This window comes from Streptomyces sp. NPDC001373 (genome assembly GCF_042895815.1).
Classification (GTDB): domain Bacteria; phylum Actinomycetota; class Actinomycetes; order Streptomycetales; family Streptomycetaceae; genus Streptomyces.
Window position 1 is genome coordinate 412,997 of record NZ_JBIAWQ010000003.1, and the last position, 20,411, is coordinate 433,407.

General features: G+C 74.3%; 20 protein-coding genes and 1 pseudogene. 16 read left to right on the plus strand and 5 right to left on the minus strand.

All coding sequences use genetic code 11. The features are described from left to right. Nucleotides 1-204 precede the first annotated feature (204 nt). Nucleotides 205-1,311 carry a mechanosensitive ion channel family protein gene (locus ACFY15_RS10110; RefSeq protein WP_390687307.1) on the minus strand — a complete coding sequence of 369 codons (1,107 nt, stop codon included), beginning with the start codon at nucleotides 1,309-1,311 and terminating at the stop codon, nucleotides 205-207. Nucleotides 1,312-1,687: 376 nt separating this feature from the next. On the opposite strand from ACFY15_RS10110, the gene ACFY15_RS10115 reads away from it, so the two are divergent. The 5 genes and pseudogenes from ACFY15_RS10115 to ACFY15_RS10135 all read left to right on the plus strand — a co-directional run bounded on the left by ACFY15_RS10115 (nucleotide 1,688) and on the right by ACFY15_RS10135 (nucleotide 6,480). Continuing rightward, entirely contained in the window at nucleotides 1,688-1,864 is a 177-nt protein-coding gene (locus ACFY15_RS10115) for a hypothetical protein (RefSeq protein ID WP_390825327.1), read from the plus strand. Between the two features lie 343 nt (nucleotides 1,865-2,207). After that, nucleotides 2,208-2,840 (plus strand): NADPH-dependent FMN reductase, encoded by a 633-nt coding sequence (locus tag ACFY15_RS10120; protein ID WP_390687331.1) that lies wholly within the window; start codon nucleotides 2,208-2,210, stop codon nucleotides 2,838-2,840. Nucleotides 2,841-3,240: 400 nt separating this feature from the next. Next, the gene (locus tag ACFY15_RS10125) at nucleotides 3,241-3,819 is read left to right on the plus strand and encodes an RNA polymerase sigma factor (protein ID WP_390687309.1); all 579 of its coding nucleotides are present in this window, start codon (nucleotides 3,241-3,243) and stop codon (nucleotides 3,817-3,819) included. An 869-nt stretch (nucleotides 3,820-4,688) separates the two neighbouring features. After that, nucleotides 4,689-5,450, plus strand: a pseudogene (locus ACFY15_RS10130) (IclR family transcriptional regulator); the annotation flags it as partial. Between the two features lie 223 nt (nucleotides 5,451-5,673). Then, a complete protein-coding gene (locus ACFY15_RS10135) occupies nucleotides 5,674-6,480 on the plus strand; it encodes a helix-turn-helix transcriptional regulator (protein ID WP_390687332.1) in 807 nt (268 codons plus the stop codon). A 123-nt stretch (nucleotides 6,481-6,603) separates the two neighbouring features. Here the strand turns inward: ACFY15_RS10135 and ACFY15_RS10140 are convergent, their stop codons facing one another. Then, complete coding sequence (locus ACFY15_RS10140) at nucleotides 6,604-7,548, minus strand: nucleoside hydrolase (protein ID WP_390687310.1); 945 nt, start codon at nucleotides 7,546-7,548, stop codon at nucleotides 6,604-6,606. Between the two features lie 256 nt (nucleotides 7,549-7,804). Here ACFY15_RS10140 and ACFY15_RS10145 point away from each other — a divergent pair, with 256 nt between their 5' ends. The 6 genes from ACFY15_RS10145 (at nucleotide 7,805) to ACFY15_RS10170 (ending at nucleotide 13,665) form a co-directional block, all read left to right on the plus strand. Beyond that, nucleotides 7,805-8,461 carry a DUF4360 domain-containing protein gene (locus ACFY15_RS10145; RefSeq protein WP_390687311.1) on the plus strand — a complete coding sequence of 219 codons (657 nt, stop codon included), beginning with the start codon at nucleotides 7,805-7,807 and terminating at the stop codon, nucleotides 8,459-8,461. A gap of 67 nt (nucleotides 8,462-8,528) precedes the next feature. Next, nucleotides 8,529-10,640, plus strand: a complete 2,112-nt coding sequence (locus tag ACFY15_RS10150; RefSeq protein WP_390825328.1) for a hypothetical protein — start codon at nucleotides 8,529-8,531, stop codon at nucleotides 10,638-10,640. Nucleotides 10,641-10,766: 126 nt separating this feature from the next. Further along, nucleotides 10,767-10,943 carry a hypothetical protein gene (locus ACFY15_RS10155; protein WP_390687313.1) on the plus strand — a complete coding sequence of 59 codons (177 nt, stop codon included), beginning with the start codon at nucleotides 10,767-10,769 and terminating at the stop codon, nucleotides 10,941-10,943. A gap of 241 nt (nucleotides 10,944-11,184) precedes the next feature. Then, the gene (locus ACFY15_RS10160; protein ID WP_390687333.1) at nucleotides 11,185-11,955 is read left to right on the plus strand and encodes an ABC transporter substrate-binding protein; all 771 of its coding nucleotides are present in this window, start codon (nucleotides 11,185-11,187) and stop codon (nucleotides 11,953-11,955) included. Beyond that, the gene (locus tag ACFY15_RS10165; protein WP_390825329.1) at nucleotides 11,922-12,752 is read left to right on the plus strand and encodes an amino acid ABC transporter permease; all 831 of its coding nucleotides are present in this window, start codon (nucleotides 11,922-11,924) and stop codon (nucleotides 12,750-12,752) included. Before ACFY15_RS10160 ends, ACFY15_RS10165 begins: the two co-directional genes overlap by 34 nt. A 13-nt stretch (nucleotides 12,753-12,765) precedes the next feature. Next, a complete protein-coding gene (locus ACFY15_RS10170) occupies nucleotides 12,766-13,665 on the plus strand; it encodes an amino acid ABC transporter ATP-binding protein (RefSeq protein WP_390825330.1) in 900 nt (299 codons plus the stop codon). Between the two features lie 63 nt (nucleotides 13,666-13,728). Here the strand turns inward: ACFY15_RS10170 and ACFY15_RS10175 are convergent, their stop codons facing one another. After that, entirely contained in the window at nucleotides 13,729-14,919 is a 1,191-nt protein-coding gene (locus ACFY15_RS10175) for an MFS transporter (protein ID WP_390825331.1), read from the minus strand. 306 nt (nucleotides 14,920-15,225) lie between these two features. Here ACFY15_RS10175 and ACFY15_RS10180 point away from each other — a divergent pair, with 306 nt between their 5' ends. From ACFY15_RS10180 to ACFY15_RS10195, 4 genes are all read left to right on the plus strand, one after another. Then, on the plus strand, nucleotides 15,226-15,798 hold the full coding sequence (locus ACFY15_RS10180) for an NADPH-dependent FMN reductase (RefSeq protein ID WP_390691414.1): 573 nt from the start codon (nucleotides 15,226-15,228) through the stop codon (nucleotides 15,796-15,798). Continuing rightward, complete coding sequence (gene epsC / locus ACFY15_RS10185) at nucleotides 15,798-16,412, plus strand: serine O-acetyltransferase EpsC (protein WP_390691413.1); 615 nt, start codon at nucleotides 15,798-15,800, stop codon at nucleotides 16,410-16,412. Before ACFY15_RS10180 ends, epsC begins: the two co-directional genes overlap by 1 nt. A gap of 144 nt (nucleotides 16,413-16,556) precedes the next feature. Next, nucleotides 16,557-17,651, plus strand: coding sequence for a PLP-dependent cysteine synthase family protein (locus tag ACFY15_RS10190; RefSeq protein WP_390691412.1), 1,095 nt, complete (start codon nucleotides 16,557-16,559; stop codon nucleotides 17,649-17,651). Nucleotides 17,652-17,707: 56 nt separating this feature from the next. Then, the gene (locus ACFY15_RS10195) at nucleotides 17,708-18,049 is read left to right on the plus strand and encodes a hypothetical protein (RefSeq protein ID WP_390691411.1); all 342 of its coding nucleotides are present in this window, start codon (nucleotides 17,708-17,710) and stop codon (nucleotides 18,047-18,049) included. A 385-nt stretch (nucleotides 18,050-18,434) separates the two neighbouring features. Here ACFY15_RS10195 and ACFY15_RS10200 read toward each other — a convergent pair whose 3' ends face one another. Further along, nucleotides 18,435-19,322, minus strand: a complete 888-nt coding sequence (locus ACFY15_RS10200; protein WP_390691410.1) for a TIGR03619 family F420-dependent LLM class oxidoreductase — start codon at nucleotides 19,320-19,322, stop codon at nucleotides 18,435-18,437. Nucleotides 19,323-19,404: 82 nt separating this feature from the next. Beyond that, nucleotides 19,405-19,737, minus strand: coding sequence for a YnfA family protein (locus ACFY15_RS10205; RefSeq protein ID WP_390691409.1), 333 nt, complete (start codon nucleotides 19,735-19,737; stop codon nucleotides 19,405-19,407). A gap of 79 nt (nucleotides 19,738-19,816) precedes the next feature. Between ACFY15_RS10205 and ACFY15_RS10210 the strand changes: the two genes are divergently transcribed. Continuing rightward, nucleotides 19,817-20,329 (plus strand): GNAT family N-acetyltransferase, encoded by a 513-nt coding sequence (locus ACFY15_RS10210; protein ID WP_390691408.1) that lies wholly within the window; start codon nucleotides 19,817-19,819, stop codon nucleotides 20,327-20,329. Nucleotides 20,330-20,411: the final 82 nt, after the last annotated feature.

Consider the following 20,411-nt stretch of genomic DNA (forward strand, 5'->3'; position numbering starts at 1 on the left):
GCGGGGCTCAGTAGCCCCAGCGCGGCTGTCCGCCGTCCTGGCGGCAGGAGATCAGGCGGCCGTTCGCGGCGTGGGTGATGCGGCCCACGCCGTCCTTGCGGCAGTACTGGCCGGAACCGGTCAAAGGAGCAACAGCACAGGAACGGACGTACGGTCGTCCCGGGGCCTTCACCCCCTCGTGACCATCGGCACCGCGGCCGGCGGCTACCGGTCGGTCAGGAGTGCCGACGACGAGGCGTCGCGCTGGTGCGGGACCGGCACGGAGAGGACCGTGCGCGGGTCCTCCTCCGGGCGGAAGGAGACCGTGCGCGTGGGAGCGGGGATGGAGATGCCCTCCTCACGGAAGCGCTGGTGCAGGCGCTTGATGAACTCGTGCTTGATCCGGTACTGGTCGCTGAACTCGCCCACGCCCAGGATCACGGTGAAGTTGATCCGGGAGTCCCCGAAGGTGTGGAAGCGGACCTTGCCCTCGTGGTCGGGGACGCCGCCCGTGATGTCGGCCATCACGGTGTCCACCACCTCCAGCGTCACCCGCTCCACGTGCTCGAGGTCGCTCTCGTACCCGACCCCCGCCTGGACCAGGAGCGAGAGCTTCTGCTCGGGCTGGGTGAAGTTGGTCATGTTCGTCCGGGCCAGCCGCCCGTTGGGGATGATGACCAGGTTGTTCGACAGGTTGCGCACCACGCTGTTGCGCCAGTTGATGTCGACGACGTAGCCCTCCTCCCCGCTGCTGAGCCGGATGTAGTCGCCCGGCTGCACCGTCTTCGAGGCGAGGATGTGCACCCCCGCGAAGAGGTTGGCCAGCGTGTCCTGGAGCGCCAGCGCGACCGCCAGACCGCCGACGCCCAGGGCCGTGACCAGAGGGGCGATGGACACCCCGACGGTCTCCAGCGCGACCAGCACGCCCATCGTGAGGACCACGATCCGCGTGATGTTCACGAAGATGGTCGCGGACGCGGCCACACCGGTCCGGGACTGGGCCACGGACTGGACCAGCCCCGCGATGACCCGGGCCGCCGTGAACGTGGCGAAGATGATGAGCAGGGCCGTCAGCGACTGGTTGACGATGTTCCCGACCCGCGCCGTGAGGGGCAGCGCCGTCGCCGCCACCGCCGCGCCCGCGATGACGGCCGCCCACGGGGCGAGGGTCCGCAGGGCGTCGACGATGATGTCGTCGCCGGTCCACTTGGTCCGCTCCGCGTGCTTGGCGAGCCACTTCAGCAGGGCGCGCAGGAGCAGTCCGGCCGCTCCGCCCGAGGCGAGCGCGATCGCGGCCACCACCCAGTCGTGCAGCACGAGGTCCCGGGTCAACGCACGGCCTCCGCTCGCGCGAGGGCCGGCCGCCGTATGTGTCGTGTCGTCACCATGTCACCTGTCAGGTCGCGTTGTGCGGGCGCTCGTTCGAGCGGACGTACATATTCCGAACGGACTGTCATCCTGCCGCATGCGCTCCCGGGCCCCGCAGCGGGGCCGGGGGAGCGGACGCCCCGCGGCCCTCCGGGAGCCGGCCGTACCCCCGCGGGGCAGTTGCTCCGGCCCGGCGAAATCCTCACCTGCCCGGCCCACACCCCCGGCCCCGCCGGACCGCCCGCGCGGCGGCGGAGCCGGCGGCAACGCCACGGCGGACGCAGACGGCGCCCAGGGCACCCCGGGGACCGGCGGCAACGGCTCGTGCTCCACGGGCGGGGTGAACCTGCCCGGCGGCAACGGCATCGCGGCCCGAGGAGGCACCGCCCCCGACGGCATCGCCGGCCGTCCGGCGGGCACCGCGGACGGCGGTGACGGCGGCGAGGGAGGCACGCCCGTCGCCCTGGGCACGGCCGGAGAGCCGGGCGGCGCCGGCTACGTCGTCATCTGGTGGTAGCCGGCTGAACCGCCCGCTCCCGCCGGGCCCCCTGCCCCGGGAGCGGGCGGTGGCCTCCCCCTTCCCGCCTGCCAGGCACCGCGCCGGTCCCGGCGCCGCCACCGCCGCGGGCGACCGCGCACCGCCGGGCGGCGCGCCCGTGGCAGCCGGGTGACGTGCGCACGGACGCGCGCGCGGTCCCGGCCGGTCCGGTCCGCCCGCCCGTACAGTCCGCTGGGAACCTCCGCCTCCGGCGCCGGAGGCGCGCACCGGCAAGGAGACAGCCGTGACCTCGAACGACCAGGCCCGCTTCCCCACGGATCCGGCCCGTCCGCACGACGGGCAGCACGGCGGCCGTGCCTCGATGCACGTGTTCGTGCTTTCCGGGTCCTCCCGCACCGGCTCGGTCAACGCGCGTCTGGCGGCGCTCGTCGCCGGCCTGGTGGTGCGCTCGGGGGCCACCGCCGAGCCCGCACTGCTCGGGGACTTCCCGATGCCGCTGTACGACGGGGACGTCGAGGCCGACGACGGCATGCCCCCGGGCGCCCTGGCGCTGAGGGAGCGGATCGAGGCGGCGCAGGCCGTCGTCATCGCCTCGCCCGAGTACAACGCCTCCGTCCCCGGACCGGTCAAGAACGCCATCGACTGGGTCTCGCGCGTCCAGCCGCAGCCCTTCAAGGACAAGCAGGTCCTGCTGGTCTCCGCCTCCCCGTCCATGGTGGGCGGCAACCGCGGCCTGTGGGCCCTGCGCGTCCCGCTGGAACACCTCGGCGCGCGGGTCTACCCCGACATGTTCAGCCTCGCGGCGGCCCACCAGGAGTTCACCGAGGACGGCGCCCTCGCCGACCGGGGCCTCGGCGAACGGCTGGCGTCGACCGTCGGCTCCTTCCTGGACCTCGCCGAGGCCGACACCCGCTACCTGTGCCTGCAGCGCCGCTGGTACGAGTTCCTCGGCGACCGGACCGACGCACCGGTCACCGGCCGCGCCCAGGACTGAGCCGCCCCGCGCCCGTCCGCCGCCGCACGCCCCGCCCCCACCCGGAGGCGGGGCGTGCGCTGTTGCAAGGGGGGCGCGCGCCGGGGCGGATGCGACGCTTCCCGAAGATTTCCGACGTCGGTCTGCACGATCGGGTCCGTTTTCCGATGGGGTGGTGTTGGGGGGAGCCTGTCGCTCCACGGCTGCCGGACACGGGGGCAGGCGGCCGCCACTCACCAGTACTGGGAAGGTTCCACGCCGACGTGAACGCTGAACGGACCGCCGCCCTCGCACCGATAGACGCCACCGCGGTCCGCTCCCACCCGAGAGCGGGCCTCACGACCGATGCGACCAGGGTGCGCAGGCATCCGCGACCACCCACCGCCCGCACGGGCGGCGACGAGCAACGGTGGGGGAACACATGAGTGAAGGCGAGTTCGATCCATCGGGGGACCAGACGGTCTCCAGCGAACTGGTGGGCGTGCTCCCGGTGGACTTCACCGCGTTCCACTCCCAGCAGCACCGCGTGTACCTGCGCTACGCCCATCTGCAACTGGGCAACGCCAAGGACGCCGAGGAAGTCGTCGACGACGTGTTCACCTTCCTGCTGAAGGTGTGGCGCCAGGCGCTCAAGGAGGCGAGCCTGCACGGCTTCGCGTGGGCGGTGCTGCGCGAACACGTGGAGCGGCGCCTGGCGGCCCTCGGGCGCCAGGTCGCCATGGTGGAGACGGCGTGGTTCTCGGCCCTGCGCCGCTCCTCCAGGGAGCGGCTCGAACTGCTGGAGTCGAAGCTCGGCCTGTACGCGGCGATCGCCGAACTGTCCGAGCGGCAGTACGACGTCGTGCTGCTGGCCTTCCTGCTGGGCAACGACTCCGACACGGTCGCCCGGATGATGGGGATCTCCCCCGCGACCGTCCGGTCGCACGTCCGCGGCGCACGCCGAACCCTGTCCCGCAAGCTCGGGGTGGACTGGATCCCCGGAGAGGAGAAGGACCAGTGAGCGACACGCCCGCTGACCGTGACATGCCGCTGCGTGAACTGGACGCGGCCCTGGAGGACGCGGCGGTGCTCGCCGAGGAGTACGCCGGCTACGACGAGGGGGCCGCCCGGCGCCGCGTCGCCCGGCGCATCGCCGCGGACCGCGCTCGCTCGGCGCTCGGCACCCCCGCGGGGGCGGACGCGGCCGGCGGGCAGGAGGCCGCGGCGGCCGCCTGGGACGACCTGGTGCTCGACGCCGCCTGCCATGTGCGGGCCGCGCGCTGCCTGGACGACCTGACCTGGTCCCTGGCCGAGAGCCGGGACTTCGCGGAGCTCGCCCTGCACGCCCGGTCCTGGCCCCACGGAGTGGACTCGGCCCTGCTGTTCGGCTGCCTGCTGCACCTGACGGACCGGCAGGAGGCCGCCCAGTTCTGGTTCCAGTACGCCGCCGGCGCGGGCTCGCGCACCGCCGCGCAGTGCCTCTACCTCCACCACCTGGCCCGCGCCGAGGTGCGTACGGCCCGCCACTGGAAGCAGCAGACCCGCGTCCTGCCGGCCGAGGAGCACCTGCCGCTCCTGCCGCCGATCCCGGAGGACCTGGAGGAGATCCTGGGCGCCTCGGTCATCTGGACCTCCCCGCCGATCAGCACCCGGGACCTCACCCCCTTCAGCACCGGCCCCGGCCGGGCCGGCCGTCCCCCGTACCGGCTGCCGGCGCGGCTGCGTCAGGCCGTCGCGGCGCGCCCCCGCAAGGAGCACCCCGAGCTGGGCGACATCATCACACCGAGCCCACCGGTCGCCGTCGCCGTCGCACGGCACGCCCGCCTCAACCCCGTACACCTGACGGACGAGGCGAACGCCTGGGCCCGGGAGACCCTCAGGCAGCCCCGGCTGACGCACGCCGCCCGCAAGACCCCCGAAGTGCGCCCGGCGACCGCCGCACTGGCCTCCGTCCACCAGGCGCTGCGCGTCCTGGAGGTCGTCAACCGCTACTCGGGCGGCGTCAGCCTCACCCAGATCGCCCGCGAGACGAAACTGCCACGGCTGGTCCTCGGACGGGCCACGGAGCAGCTCGTCCGCGCCAACCTCGCCACCCCCAGCGGACCGGACGCCTACGTCGCGGGCCACGCCCTGCTGCTGGCCGACGCGGCCGGCGGAGAGTGCCGGGGGCAGCTGCGCGAGACCCTGGCCTGGGTACGGGACGCGGTCGGCGCGGCCGTGTACGTCGCCCGCTACACCGACGGTGAGGTCTCCATCACCCAGTGCGCCGACGGGCCGAGCGCACCCGCCGTCCACGAGTGGGTCGACTTCCGCGCCGCCGCGCACGCCTCCGCCGTCGGAAAGGCCCTGCTGACCCAGCTCGACTACGACGACCGCAAGGACCATCTCGCCCGGCACGAGATGTCCCGTTTCACCTCCCACACCGTCACCAGCCAGGCGGTCCTCTTCCACCAGCTCGACAGGCGCCGGCCCAACACCCCCCTGCTCGACTTCCAGGAGTACGCGGTCGGCACGGCCTGCGCGGCCGTACCGATCACCTCGGGTCCGAACGCCGAGTGCGTGGCCCTGTCGATTCCCGTCGCCGACCCGGCGCGGCTGCGGCAGGCCGCCCGGATCCTGCAGAGCGAGGCGGCCGCGGTCTTACTGGCCCTGATCGTCGCGGGCAGTACCCACCCCACCCCGGTCCGGCCCGCGTTCCAGCCCCGCGGGACGCGCCGGCGCCCGCCCGAACCGGCCCCTGCGCCGGGCCTGGCGGGCACGTACCTGTCCACGACCGTCTAGCCGGACCGTCCGCCCGCACGGACGGGGCGGGCGCAGAGCCGAGCGGGCCCGGGCCGGACACCCCGGACCGGGCCCCGCTCGTACGGCTCAGGCCCTGCGGCGCCCCAGGCCGCCGGGCCTGCCGGACGGCGGGGCCCGCCGCCGCACCCCGGGGCTGCGCCGCGAGGAGGTCGCCGTCCTCGCCGGGGTCGGGGCGTCCTGGTACCAGTGGCTGGAACAGGGCCGCGACATCACGGTGTCCGGGCAGGTCCTCGACGCGGTGAGCCGCGTGCTCAGGCTGACCAGCGCCGAACGCCGGCACCTCTACGTCCTCGCCGGGCTCAACCCGCCCGCCCTCGAAGTGGCCCCCGGCGACCGGGACATGTGCCAGGGCCTGCAGCGGCTGATCGATGCCTGGATGCCCTTCCCCGCGCACATCATGGACACCTACTGGAACACCGTGATGTACAACGACGCGGCCGCGCTGGTCCTGGGGATGCGGCCGGAGATCGTGCAGAACTGCCTGGTCGCCTTCTTCACCGACCCCGTCTACATGGCCCGCTCCCCGCACTGGGAGGAGATCGCCGTCGAGGTCGTGGCCCAGTTCCGGGCGGCCTGCTCCGAGCACCCCGAGGACGAGGGCTTCCAGGCCGTCCTGGAGCAGGCGCGGGAACTCAGCCACCGCTTCACGGAGTTGTGGGACCGGCAGGAGATCCGGCCCGGCGGACAGCTCCGCAAGCAGATGGAGCACCCCGTCGTCGGCACCCTGTACGTGGAGTCGACCCAGCTGCGCGTCCCGGCGCGCCCCGACCTGGCGATCGTGCTGCACACCCCGCTGCCGGGCACGGACACGGCCGAGAGGCTGGAGTGGCTGACCTCGCCCGAGGGGCGCCGCGGACTCATGTACCCGGTCGCGGGGTAGGCGCCGTCGTCAAAGTCCTGTCGTCGCCCGCGGGGCACCTGGACCGGCACATGCCCACCCGTCACCGCCGCATACCCGCACCAGCCCCAACCTGACCAAGCACCGACAGCGCCGGCGGCCGCTTCACGCCGTGCGGTCGCCGAGGGCGGCGACCGCGCCGATCATGCGGTCCCAGAACGCCTCGCGGTCCAGGGAGACCGCGACGCGCGCGTTGGCGGGCAGGCCCAGGTAGCCGTGCGGGTCCACGACGGTGGCGCCGCGCGTGTGGGTGCCCCGCAGCTCCACCGCGACGTGCGCGTCCACGCAGTACACGATCGCGGGATCGATGACCCGGGCCACCGCGACGGGGTCGTGCAGCGGCGGGTGGGGCATGCCCCACAGCCGCTCGTACGTGGAGGCGAAGAAGGTCAGCAACCCGGCGCAGACGGTGCCGAGTTCCGTGCCCAGCCCCTCGATGCGCGCCACGATCTCCGGGGTGGCGAGGGCCTGGTGGGTGACGTTGAGTCCGCACAGGGTCACCGGCACGCCGCTGCGCAGGACGATGTCGGCGGCCTCCGGATCGGTGTACACGTTGAACTCGGCCGCAGGAGTCCGGTTGCCCCGCTCCGTGGAACCCCCCATCAGCACGATTTCGCGGATCCGGGCGGCGCACTCGGGGTAGCGGGTCAGCAGAAGGGCGATGTTGGTGAGCGGGGCGGTGGGCACCAGCGTCACCGGCTCCGGGTGCTCCATGAGGATCCGGTGGATCAGCTCCACCGCGTGCTCCGGCACCACGTCGACCGAGGGAGCCGGGAACCGCGGGCCGTCCAGGCCGGATTCGCCGTGCACGTCGTCGGCGACCGACAGCGGCTGGAGCAGCGGACGTCCGCACCCGGCGGCGATGGGCACGTCCGTGATCCCGGCGACGGTGCACACCCGGCGGGCGTTGAGGGTGGTCTTCTCCACCGTCTGGTTCCCGGCGACCGTGGTGATGGCGAGCAGCTCGACCGCGGGATCGGCCGCCGCCAGCATGATCGCGAGGGCGTCGTCGTGTCCGGGGTCGCAGTCGATGATGATCGGGACGGGCACGGGCAGTTCCTCCCGGTGGGGGCCGCTGGCCCGCCCAGTCTGCCCCGGCGGGGCCGCGCGGGCCGCCACTTGTGCGCCAAAACTCCCGGACCGGTGGCGCGTACCCGTGCACCGGGCCGGCGGTCGCACGATTCCCCTGGGCGGGTGAGCCCGCCGGCGCTCCGCGGACGGAGCCTGCCGCGCCTGCGCCGACGGGCCCGGGGAGTGTGGAACGGTTCGAGCCGATCACGCACCGCAGCGATCGGAAGGACCCTCCATGTTCAGAACGGTGTTCACCGCCGGCGCGGCCCTCGCGCTTGCCGCCGCTCTCACTCCCCCGGCGGGAGCCGCCCCCGGCGGGCCGTCCTTCGCACCCCCGGAGCAGATCACCATCAACGTGGTCCAGGCCAACGGCTCGGGCTGCCCCCCCGGCACCGCCGCCGTGGCCGTGGCCCCGGACAACACGGCCTTCACCGTGACGTACAGCGACTACATGGCCCAGGTGGGCCCAGGCTCCGGTCCGACCGGCTTCCGCAAGAACTGCCAGCTGGGACTGACCCTCAACGTCCCGCAGGGCTACACCTACGCCATCGCCCAGGCCGACTACCGCGGCTTCGCCAGCGTCCAGCAGGGTGCCACCGCCACCCAGAAGGCCAGCTACTACTTCCAGGGCATGTCCCAGACCGTCAGCCGCGGCCACACCCTGCGCGGCCCGTTCCAGAACAACTGGCAGGTCACCGACGCCGTCCCCGTCGAGGCCCTCGTCTTCCACCCCTGCGGGGCGCAGCGAAACCTGAACATCAACACCGAACTGCTCACCCAGGCCGGCACCTCCGACCCGGCCGCCACCAGCTTCATCGCGATGGACTCCACCGACGGCAGCATCAACACCAGGTACCACTTCTCCTGGAAGCGCTGTCCCCAGCGCCGCTGACCCCCGCACCATGACGGACGCGGACCGGGGGAGCGGGGTCGTCGGACCCGCTCCCTAGCATGGCGCCATGAGCAACTCGCAGAGCAGTCCGGTCTCCCGGGCGGTGCGCGCCGGCGACGGCCCCGAGGCGTCGGCCGCACGGGAGTCCGGCCTGCCCGGACACCGGGGCGCCCAGGGCGAAGTGATCGCCCTGGGCGGCCGGGCGGCACCGGCCGAGGCCCAGGAGCAGCGGGAGCCGGAGCCGCCGCAGCCCCCGGCGGCGGTGCACGCACCCGCCGACCGGGCCGACCAGCCCCCGCATGCCCCGCGCACCCACCACGAGCGGGCCGCCCTCGCCGCCCTCGACCTGCTGTACTCCCTCGCCCCCGCCGGGACCCCGCTGCCCGCGGACCCCGGCACCCTGGCCTTCCTTGCGCACCACCGGCAGGAGGACGCCCCCGGCCTCGCCACCCCCGGCTGGCTCGCCCGGGCCTGCGCGGACGCGGGGATCGAACCGCCCCACGGCGCCTGGCACACCGCTCCCGCACCCGCGGAGATCCGCGCGGAGCGCCCCCGCAGCTGGGGCAGCAGTGCCCGGCTCACCGAAGAGGCCTACACCCAGGGCCTGCTCCCCGCCGACGAGCTGCTCGGCCTGCTCCCGGCACGCGACATGCTGCTCCAGCCCCACGACTGGCGCCGCCTGGCCTTCGCCTCGGCCTGGCGGACGGCCCTCGCCCGTCTGCTGCGCACCGAACTGGGCACCGACCCCGACCGCTGGCTCCGGCTGGCGCACACGGCCACGCACGCCGCGGGCCTGGACCGGCACACCGACGAGGGCGGCCCCAGCTGGGCGGAACTGCTCGAACGGTCCCGTTCCGCCGCCGCGCCGCCCGCCGGCCACCTGCCCTGCGACCTTCCCCTCCGGGGCGCGTCGAGCAGCCCGCCGGGCACTCCGGACGAGGCGCTGCGGCTGCTGCGGAGCGGCAACAGGCGCTGGGCCTGGCCCGTGGGCACCCTGCTGTGCCTGGCCGACGCCGAGGTCGTCGACGCGGTCCTGCCCCGCCTCGGGCCGGACGGGCCCTGGCTGCTCGCGGCGTACCTGCTGCGCCACGACCGGACCCCGCGCGTCCTGCTCGGCCGGCTGCTCGCGGGACGCGATCCCAAGGCCCTGCGCGTCCTCGCTTCCCAGGCGCGGTGGCTCGCCGACGACGCCAAGGAGCTGCTGGTCGACCTCGACGATCCCGACGTGGACCTCACCCTGTTGGGCAACGGCACCACCTCCCACCTGGCCGGCCGCATTGCCGCCCGCCCCGACGGCCGCACCGCCGCACGGTTGTCGGCCGAGCTGCGGGCCGACCCCTGCGCCCCGCTGCCGGGGGGAGCCCTCTGGCTGCGCTCGCGCGAACCCGCCCTGATCGAAGAGGTCTTCGCCCGGCACGGCGCCGAACTGGGCTTCACCGAGCAGGTGATGGGCTGCCTCAACCTGCTCGAACACGGCGGAGCCGCCCGTCTCACCGCCCTCGCCGGCGGGGGCCGGCTCGGCCGGGCGGCCACCACGCTCTGCGTCAGGGCCCTGGGATCGGCCGACCCGGCCGCCGTGATCCGGGCCCGCCTCGCCCGCGAACTGGCCCACGCCAAGCTCCTCACCCGGCTGCGGCGGAGCACCGGCCACTGGAAGACGACGGCCACCGTCCTGTCGATGCCCGGGGCGGTCGACTGGGAAGCGCTGGCCGAGGCGCACGAGGAGGAGCCGATCCCCCACTGGGGACACCTGGTCAACCTCCGGAGCGCCCCGGCCGGACTGCGGATCCGGTACGCCGCGCTGCTGCCCGAGCCCGGCCCGGACGGTCTGCCCGACGGGCCCGACGCCACTCGGGCCCGTGCCCGGTACGGCCTGGCCGGCCTCCACCACTGCCCGCCCGCCACCCAGCTCGACGGGCTGCTGGCCTCGGGCGGCCTGACCGGGGACGACCTGCTGCACACGGCGGCGCCGGCCGCGAGGATCCTCGCCTACCTGAACACGGCCGCCCGTCGTGCGGACGCCCCGCCGCAGGCCGGCGCCGTCCTGACCGGCCTCGGCGCCCTCGTCGGGAGCCGCCTGGCCGCCGACCCGGGCACCTGGGACCGGGCCGTCGCCCGGCTGGCGGGCCGCGACTCCCACTGGGATCCGGTGTCGCCGGTCTCCGCGCTCCTGTCCTGAGGTCCTCTGTGTACGCGATGTGAAGAAATGTCATGAGGGGGCGTTCGGGTGGGAGTCGCGGCCAGCCGCAACCGGATGCGCAGAGTAGTGACTCATCACGGCCGGTAACCGCATTCGGGAGGTTCGATGGACACCGCACCGACGTACGCACTGTCGTCCCGCACGCCCCGCTGGGCACTCGACCCCTACCGTTTCCCCGGCCTGGAGGGCCTGGAGGGCCTGGAGGACGCCGAGGCCCTCGGGGAGCCGGCCGGCCAGCCCGCCCCGGCGCCCGCGGGGCAGCCCCAGCGGCCCTCGCGCTGACGCGGCCGGCGGGGGCCGGTCCGCGGACCCGCCGCATCGCGAATCACCCGCCGCCGCGTACCGCAGGGGCTTACGATCTCGATCGGACGGTCCCGTCCCGCGACCGCCGCCCGCCCTGCACCCGTGGAGGTCAACCGTGTTCCGCACGGCCGAAGGACACCGCAGTCAGCGCACCAGCAGCCGCCGCGGCCGGCGCGGCCGCTCCGGCCTCCGGGGGGCGGCCTGCGCTGCCGCGGCGGGCGTGTTCCTCGTCTCCGGCTGCTCCTCCTCCGGCGGGAACGGGCCGGGGGAGGCGGCCGGCGGAGTGCCCGTCGTCGAGAAGGGCAAGCTCACCACCTGCACCCATCTTCCCTACCCGCCCTTCCAGTTCGAGCAGAACGGCAAGGTCGTCGGCTTCGACGTGGCCCTGATCGACCTCGTCGCCAAGAACCTCAAGGTCGAGCAGAAGATCCTCGACACCCCGTTCGAGAACTTCAAGACCGGGGCGTTCCTGAACTCGGGCCAGTGCGACCTCGCCGCGGCCGGCATGACCATCACCGACGAGCGCAAGAAGAACGTCGACTTCTCCGTCCCCTACTTCGACGCCACCCAGGCGCTGTTGGCGACCAGGAAGAGCGGCATCACCACCCTCGCCGACGTCAAGGCGAAGTCGGCCAAGCTCGGCGCCCAGGCCGGCACCACCGGCGAGAGCTACGCCAAGAGCCAGGGCTTCAACCCCGTCGCCTTCGAGAGCTCGGACGCGGTCCTCAACGGCCTGCGCACCGGCCAGGTCGACGCGGTCGTCATCGACTACCCCGTCGTCCAGGGCTGGCTCAAGGACAAGGCGAACACCTCCGAGTTCGTCCTCGGACAGAACATCGACACCGGGGAGCAGTACGGGTTCTCCGTGAAGAAGGGCAACGCCGCCCTCCTCGCCGCGATCGACAAGGCCATCACCACCGCCAAGGCCGACGGCACCTACAAGAAGACCTACGAGCAGTGGATCGGCCCGATGCCCCAGTCGGCGTCGTGACCTCCCGGCTGACCCGGCGCCAGCGGCGCCGGGTCTGGCAGGGTGTCCAGTACGCGGTGTTCGTGGCCGTGCTGGTCGTGGTGGCCGTCCTGGCCGACTGGGACCGGCTGCGCAACCAGTTCGCGCAGAAGGACCTGGTCCTGCGCCTCTTCCCGGACATCCTCACCATCGCCCTGCGCAACACCGTCGTGTACACGTTCTCCGGGTTCGTCTTCGGCCTGGTGCTCGGGCTGGTCGTCGCCATGATGAGGCTGTCGTCGGTGGCCCCCTACCGCTGGGTCGCCGGTGTCTACATCGAGCTCTTCCGCGGCCTTCCCGCCCTGCTCATCTTCATCTTCGTCGGGGTCGCGGTGCCCCTGGCGTTCCCGGGCACCGAGATCCCCGGCGGAACGTACGGGAAGGTCGCGCTGGGCCTCGGTCTGGTCGCGGCTGCCTACATGGCGGAAACGATTCGCGCCGGCATCCAGGCCGTCCCCCGGGGGCAGATGGAGGCGGCGCGCTCGCTCGGCTTCTCCCACGGCCGCGCCATGGTGTCCGTGATCATCCCGCAGGCCTTCCGCATCGTCATCCCGCCGCTCACCAACGAGCTCGTCCTGCTGTTCAAGGACTCCTCGCTGGTGCTGTTCCTGGGCGTCACGCTGGAGGAGCGGGAACTGACCAAGTACGGCCGGGACCTCGCGAGCGAGACCGCGAACTCCACCCCGATCCTGGTCGCGGGCCTGTGCTACCTCCTGGTGACGGTGCCGCTGAGCTTCGTGGTGCGCCGCCTGGAGGCCCGTGCGGACAAGGCCACGTGAGGAGGAGGGGGACATGATGTCAGGGAAGAACGGAACGGCGGCGGGCACCTCGGGCGCGGACCGCGCGGAGATCGAGATCCGGGGGCTGCACAAGTCCTTCGGCGACAACCACGTCCTGCGCGGCATCGACCTCGACGTCGCCCGCGGCGAAGTGGTGTGCGTCATCGGGCCGTCGGGCTCGGGCAAGTCCACCCTGCTGCGCTGCGTGAACCTGCTGGAGGAGCCGAGCCGGGGCCAGGTCTTCGTCGGCGGGACCGAGCTCACCGATCCCGACGTCGACATCGACGCCGCGCGCCGCCGCATCGGCATGGTCTTCCAGCAGTTCAACCTCTTCCCGCACGTGAGCGTCACCGGAAACCTCACCCTCCCGCAGCGCAGGGTCCTGGGCCGCCGCAAGGCCGAGGCGGCCGCCGTCGCCCGCGAGAACCTGGAGCGCGTCGGCCTCGCCGGGAAGGCGGACGCCTTCCCGGCGCAGCTCTCCGGCGGGCAGCAGCAGCGGGTGGCGATCGCCCGGGCCCTGTCGATGGGGCCGGAGGTGATGCTCTTCGACGAGCCCACCTCGGCGCTCGACCCCGAACTCGTCGGCGAGGTGCTGTCGGTGATGCGGGTGCTCGCGGGGGAGGGGATGACGATGATGGTCGTCACCCACGAGATGAGCTTCGCGCGCGAGGTCGCCGAGCGGGTCGTGTTCATGGACGGCGGGGTCATCGTCGAACAGGGGGCGGCGGAGCAGGTGGTGACCCGGCCGACCCAGGAGCGGACCCGCGACTTCCTCAACCGCGTGCTGGACCCGGCGGCCGTCGAGGCACCGGGCGCCGAGGCGGCACCGGGCTCCGGGGCAGCGCCGGGCTCCGGGGACGGAGGCGCGTACCCGACCGGCAGCGGGGAAGGCGGCCCGCACACCGGCGGCTGACGGGGCACCCGTCGCCCGGCCCGTTCCTCGGCCCGTCGCCCGGCACGTTCCTCGGCCCGTTCCTCAGCCCACCGTCCGCACCGGCCGCCGGAGCAGGTAGGCACCGGCGGCCGAGACCAGGAGGGCCATGCACGCGATGAACACCAGCCCCGCGCCCTCCAGTCCGACCGGACCCACCAGCAGTCCCACACCGATCACCGGCACCGAGATGCCGCAGTACGCCACCACGAACAGCGTCGAGATCACCGCGGCGCGCCGGTCCTCCGGAGCGGCCCCGGCCACCGCGGCCAGCGCCCCGCGGAAGGCCAGCCCCTGCCCGCAGCCGCCGACCAGCGCGCTCAGCGCCACCAGGACCAGCAGCTCCCAGTGCAGCGCTCCCGCGAGCAGCGCCAGCCCGCCCAGCAGACCGGCGCAGCCCAGCGGCAGCGAGCGCCCCACCCCGACGCGGCCGACGGCCAGTTGTCCGGCGGTGGAGGAGAAGAAGGCCAGCGCCACGAGCAGCCCGCCGACGGCGGGGCTGTGCACGTCGAGCGACTGCGCGAGGAACGCCGGACTGACCGAGGTGAACACCCCGAAGAGGGCGAAGCCCACGAAGGAGGCGATCGCCGCCGGCCCGAACACCGGGCGCACTTGGGCGGGCAGGCCGGGACGCTGCGGCCGTACGGCGCGGAGCGGGCCCCGCTCCCGGACGGTCTCCGGCAGCCCCAGCACCACGACGGCCGACCCGGCCACCAGGACCAGGTGCACGGCGAACGGCAGGTACAGCGGCCAGGGGGCGTACTGCGCGAGCAACCCCGCGAGCAGCGGACCGCAGCCGAGGCCGCCCATGTTGGCGGCCGTCGCGACGAACGTGGCCCGGCCCTTGCCCCGCTCGGGGGCCAGTTCGAGGACGTAGGCCGTGGCGGCGCCGGTGAACAGCCCGGCGGAAAGCCCCGACAGCAGCCGGCCCGCGTACAGCCAGGGCAGGCCGGTGGCCGACAGGAAGCAGACGGCGCTCCCCGCCGCACACCCCAGGCCGGCCAGCAGCACCGGCCGCCTGCCGACCGTGTCCGAGGCATCGCCCGCCAGCAGCAGGACCCCGATGACCGCGAAGGCGTACACCGCGAAGACGACCGTCACCGTCAGCTCGGAGAAGGAGAACTTCTCCTGGTACATCCCGTAGAGCGGGGTGGGCAGCGTGGTGCCGGTCATGCACACGGCGAACACCGCCCCGGTGAGCACACACTGGCGCCATCTGCGGCGGTCACCGTCCATGCCGCCGACGGTAACCCCGCCCCCGCCCCCGACCGCTCAGGCACGGCTGTGCGGCGGGGGGGGGGGGGGGCGGTGGCCGGCTCGCAGGGCACGCGGTTCTGTAGTGGGCCTCCGGCGGGGTGCGAGCCGGGGTCGAGTCCGGCTGCGGTCGGCGCTGGCACCGTAACGACGGAGACGCGGGGCGGATGGCGTACGCACTCCATCGTCGCTCCGACGCGGGTGCGGCGGTCCTCTGCCGGGACCACCCGTCCCGTGCGCGCACGAAGCCTGCCGACCGGGAGGCCGAGAACCAAAGGAGTTCCCCTGGTGAAGATCGTTCTGATGTCGGGCAGTACCCGACGGGACTCGCTGAACACCGCCGTCCTGGAGACCGTGCGGCACGTCCTCGCGGGCCTCCCCGGTGCGCACGAGACGGTGGACCTCGCCGTCGCGGAACTGCCCCACTACGAGGCGGGCCTGGAGCTCGCCGACGGCTCGGCGGCGGTGCGCGCGGCCAAGGAGCTGGTCGCCGGAGCCGGCCTGCTGTTCATCAGCACCCCCTCCTACAACGGCGCGATGCCCGGCGCGCTGAAGAACGCGCTCGACTGGCTGTCCCGGGCGGACGGCGAGACCCCGAGCCCGCTGACCGGCCGGGTGACGGCCGTGGCCAGCGCCTCGCCCGGAGCGCGCGGAGGCGTCGAGGCGCAGGCCGGGCTGGTCGCCCTCCTCGCCCGCTGCGGCGCGCGGGTCGTCGAGCACGAGCCCGTCGGCGTCGCCCGCGCCGCGGGGGTGGCCGCCGAGGGGGGCCGCTACACGGACCCGGAGCTCGTGACCCGGCTGGAGAGCCTGACCCGCGCGGCGCTCGCCGCCGCGGGGGCGCACACGGAGGTGCTGGTCTGATGGCGCGCGACAAGGAACCCGGCCTGCTCGCGATCATGAAGGAGGACCTGGACGTCGTCGTCGCCCAGGACCCCTCCATGCGCAACCGCCGCGAGGCCCTGCTGCACGCGGCCCTGCCCGCCCTGTGGGCGCACCGCGTCGCCCACCGCCTGCACCGGCGTGGCATGCGCATGACCGCCGGGCTGATCGCCTGGCAGGCCCGCCGCAAGACCTCCGTGGAGATCCACCCCGGCGCCGTCCTCGGCCGGCGGGTGTTCATCGACCACGGCGCCGCCGTCGTGATCGGCGAGACCGCGGTGATCGGGGACGACGTGACGATCTACCACCAGGTGACCCTCGGCGCGGTCGGCTGGTGGAGCGACAACAAGCGGCCCGCCGGCGAACGCCGCCACCCCGTGGTCGGCCACCACGTCGTGCTCGGCACCAACGCGACGGTCCTCGGCCCCGTCACCATCGGAGAGCACGCCGTCATCGGAGCCCAGGCCCTCGTCAACAAGGACGTCCCCCCGGGAGCTCGCGTGCTCGCCGCCACCGCCGTGATCAAGGCCGTCGGCGAGCAGCCGCAGCCCATGGAGGACCTGTACGCGGTGACGGCCTCGGCCGGCTCCTGGTAGGAGCGTCCGCCGCTCCGCTCCCTCCGCACCACTCCCCGCCTCGCGCGATCCCCTTCCCCCCACGAAGGCTGCACCGGCGTACGGGCGGACCGTACGAACCCCCCGACCGGCAGCCGCACGACCCGACTTGTGAGGAACCACACCGTGGAAAGCCGTACGCCGCGCCCCATAGCCGACAGCATCGAGGACCTGATCGGCTCCACCCCGCTGATCCGCCTCCACTTCGAGGACACCGCTCCGGGTACCCAGGTGCTGGCCAAACTCGAGGCCGCCAACCCGATGTCCACCAGCAAGGACCGCGCCGCCCTGTACATGCTGCGGGCCGCCGAGCAGCGCGGCGAACTCACCCCCGGCAGTGGCACGGTGATCGAGGCGACGTCCGGCAACACCGGCATCTCCCTGGCCTCCCTCTGCGCCTCCCGCGGCTACCGTTGCGTCATCGTCCTCCCCGACAGCGCCACCCCCGAGCGGGTCGCCCTGCTGAAGGCGCTGGGCGCCGAGGTCGTGCGGACACCGCGCGAGCAGGGCTACCCCGGCGCCATCGCCAAGGCGCAGGAGCTGCACGCGGCGACCCCCGGCTCCTGGTTCCCCTGCCAGCACGAGAACGCCGACAACGTACGGGCCCACTACGAGACCACCGGCCCGGAGATCTGGGCCGACACCGGCGGCCGCGTCGACGTCCTGGTGTGCGGCGTGGGCACCGGCGGCACGCTGACCGGCATCGCCCGGTACCTCAAGGAGCAGAACCCGGACGTGCGCGTCGTCGCGGTCGAGCCGGAGAACTCCCCGGTGCTCTCCCAGGGCGTCGGCGGCCTGCACCGCATCCCGGGTCTCAACGGCGGCTTCGTGGCGCCCACCACCGACGTCTCGCTGATCGACAGCGTGGTGACCGTCACCGACGAGGAGGCGCTGGACGCCGCCCGACAGCTCGCCCGCCGCCAGGGCATCTTCGCCGGAGTCTCCTCCGGCGCCGTCGCCCACGCCTCCGCCCGGCTGGCCGCCCACCCCGACTACGTCGGCGCGTCGATCGTCACCCTGCTGCCCGACACCGGCGAGCGGTACCTCAGTCTGTGGGCCGAGGAGCAGGCACCCGCCGCCCGGCAGGCGGCCCGGCGGCCCTCTGCCGCCGAGAAGTCCTCCGCCGGGACGTCCTCCTCCGGGAGGCCCGCCGCCGAGCGTTCGGCTGCCGGGCAGCAGCAGTCGGCCGAGCAGCCCCTGGCCCTGGCTGCGAAGTCCTGACCGCGAGGGCCGGCACGGGGCCCTGAACAGGGGCTCCGGCCGGCCCGCCCGCCCCCATGGCGTCCACGCCGCTCCTGGCCCGTCGTCGGTGCGGCCTGCTCGCGCTCGTTGCCGCCGCCCCGCCCGGCACGGCGGCCCGGACCGCCCTGGCGGGGGCTGTGCTGGACGCCGTCGAGCGGGGAGCCGACCCGCTGGAGGCCTGCGAGGCCCTCGAAGCCCTGGGCGCGGACATCCTGACGTCAAGTCAGCTGGAGCGGCTTGCGGTGCTCGCCGACGGGGACAAGCGGGTGTTCCGTCCCGGGGTGGAGGACCGGGACGTCCAGGACGACGAGCTCCTGCGCGTCCGGGCCCGGGCCCTGCTCACCGCCGCCCCGTACGGCCACGTCCCCGTCGGCTGACGCCCTGCGGGCCGCGGCCCGCTGCCGGCCGTTGCCCTGCGGCCGCCCGTGCCGCCCCGCCCGGCGCAACCGCCGACTTGCCGGCGTACGTCCGAGGGTGGGGGTGGTGTGCGTGCAGGAGGAGGAGCCGCAGGGACGCCGGTCCGCCGTGGCGGCGCTGCCCGCGGGGCTCGTGTACGCCTGGGTCCGCTGGTGCTCCGTCGGCGCTGCGCCCCCGTCGCCCACCGTCGCGGTGGCCTGCGGCGCGGTCCTCGTCCTCGGTGCCCCGCTCGCGTACGCCGTGTCCGTCCCGAGGGGCCGGCGGACTCTCCGGCGCGCTGTCGGGCCCTGCCGTACCGCTTCCGCTCCCTCGCAGGCCACGGCCCGGCGGACGGGGCGCGGGCGGTCAGCCCGCCCCTACGCGCTCCAGTGCCGCGATCCCGAGCTCCAGGGCCTCGGCGGGTCCGGCCGTGCACTGCTGGAGGTCGATGAAGGCGCTGTCCGCACCCGAGGCCCGTACCCCGTCGAGCACCGAGGCGATGGCGTCGGCGCCGGTGCCGGGGCGGACGTTGTGCCGGATGTGCCGGGTCAGCGCCCCCGGATCCCGTCCGGCCTCCTCGGCGGCCCGGCGCGCCACGTCCCACAGCCCCGCCGCCGTGTCCGGCGGCAGCAGCACCCCGGCCCAGCCGTCGGCGCGGCGGCCCACCCGGCGCATCGCGGCGGGGGAGAGGCCGCCGAGCAGCACGGGCGGCCCGCCCGGCCGGGCCGGGCGCAGGCCGACGTACGACTCGGGGATCGACCAGTGCGGGCCCTCGTGGCCGAACACCTCCCGCGTCCAGTAGCCGCGCAGGACGTCGAGGACCTCCTCCAGCAGGGCGCCGCGCCGCGTGAAGTCGGCGTTGACCGCGGTGTACTCGTCGCGGAGCCAGCCGAGGCCGAGCCCGGCGACCAGCCGGCCCGCGCTGAGCGCGTCGAGGGTGGTGAGGGTGCGGGCCAGCAGCAGCGGCGGGTACCAGGGGGCGTTGAGGGTGCTGGTCGCGAGCCGGACCCGGGTGGTCGCCCCGGCCGCGGCGGTCAGCACGGTCAACGGGTCCAGGAAGGTGCGGAACCCGGCCGGGTACGGGTCCTGCGCCGTGTGGCCGGGGTAGAGGTCGCTGGGCGAGACAGGCGCGAGGGACCGGTCGCCGACCCACAGCCAGCCGAAGCCGGCCTCCTCGGCCTGCCGGGCGAACGGCACGATCCACTCGGGTCGGGCGTGGTCCCCGTACTGGGGGAGTGCTATTCCGATGTCCATCCGGCCAGTCTCGGCCGGACGCGGCGCCGCGCCGAGGGTTTGCGGCCGCCCGGCGTGGCGCCCGCCCGCGCTCCGGCCGCGGTCATCCGCGCGGCCCGTACATGATCACCGCCACTCCGACGAGGCAGACGAGCGCCCCGACGACGTCCGCCCGGTCGGGGCGGTACCCGTCGAGGACCATGCCCCAGGCGAGCGACCCGGCCACGAACACCCCGCCGTACGCCGCCAGGATCCTGCCGAAGTGCGCGTCCTCCTGGAGGGTCGCGACGAACCCGTACACGCCGAGGGCGATGACCCCCGCGCCGACCCACGCCCACCCCCGGTGCTCCCGCACCCCCTGCCAGACCAGCCAGGCGCCGCCGATCTCGAAGAGGGCGGCGGCGAAGAACAGGGCGACCGAGCGGGAGACGAGCACGAGGACCACTTTCAGAGACGGAGAAAACCCGAAACTAACAGCGGGCGCCCGTCGGCCCGCGCCTATACCCTGCCTGCTCATGACCGTGCTGCGAGGTGCCTGCGTCGTCCTGCGTCCCACCGTCACCGAGGACATCCCCGCCCTGGCCGTCATCCGCGCCACCCCCGAGGTCCGCGCCCGGTGGCGCGGCGAGGACGACCTGGAGGCGGAGATCGCCGGCGATCTGGAGGACGCGGGCACGGTCTGCCTCACCATCAGCCACCGGGAGCGGATCGTCGGCATGATCCAGTGGTACGCCGAGGAGGAGCCGGACTACCGGCACGCCGGCATCGACCTCTTCCTCGACCCCGCCGTGCACGGCATCGGCCTGGGCACCGACGCCGTACGCGCCCTCGCCCGCCACCTCGTCGACGACCGCGGCTTCCACCGCCTCGTCATCGACCCGGCGGCCGACAACGCCGCGGCGATCCGCTGCTACGAGAAGGTCGGCTTCCGGCCGGTCGGCACCATGCGCCAGTACGAGCGCGGACCGGACGGCACCTGGCACGACGGCCTCCTGATGGACCTCCTGGCCGCCGAACTCAGGCGTTGACCGCCGCCGTACGACGGCCCGCCGGACCGGCCCCCGGCCGGAGTTGACCCTCCCCCTACGTCAGGCTTCAGGCTGAACCCGA

Coding starts and splice junctions, on each gene's coding strand:
- ACFY15_RS10120 (WP_390687331.1), top strand. CDS start 2,208: ATGCACGTGTTCGTGCTTTCCGGGTCCTCCCGCACCGGCTCGGTCAAC.
- ACFY15_RS10125 (WP_390687309.1), top strand. CDS start 3,241: ATGAGTGAAGGCGAGTTCGATCCATCGGGGGACCAGACGGTCTCCAGC.
- ACFY15_RS10145 (WP_390687311.1), top strand. CDS start 7,805: ATGTTCAGAACGGTGTTCACCGCCGGCGCGGCCCTCGCGCTTGCCGCC.
- ACFY15_RS10150 (WP_390825328.1), top strand. CDS start 8,529: ATGAGCAACTCGCAGAGCAGTCCGGTCTCCCGGGCGGTGCGCGCCGGC.
- ACFY15_RS10155 (WP_390687313.1), top strand. CDS start 10,767: ATGGACACCGCACCGACGTACGCACTGTCGTCCCGCACGCCCCGCTGG.
- ACFY15_RS10170 (WP_390825330.1), top strand. CDS start 12,766: ATGATGTCAGGGAAGAACGGAACGGCGGCGGGCACCTCGGGCGCGGAC.
- ACFY15_RS10175 (WP_390825331.1), bottom strand. CDS start 14,919: ATGGACGGTGACCGCCGCAGATGGCGCCAGTGTGTGCTCACCGGGGCG.
- epsC (WP_390691413.1), top strand. CDS start 15,798: ATGGCGCGCGACAAGGAACCCGGCCTGCTCGCGATCATGAAGGAGGAC.
- ACFY15_RS10195 (WP_390691411.1), top strand. CDS start 17,708: ATGGCGTCCACGCCGCTCCTGGCCCGTCGTCGGTGCGGCCTGCTCGCG.
- ACFY15_RS10200 (WP_390691410.1), bottom strand. CDS start 19,322: ATGGACATCGGAATAGCACTCCCCCAGTACGGGGACCACGCCCGACCC.
- ACFY15_RS10210 (WP_390691408.1), top strand. CDS start 19,817: ATGACCGTGCTGCGAGGTGCCTGCGTCGTCCTGCGTCCCACCGTCACC.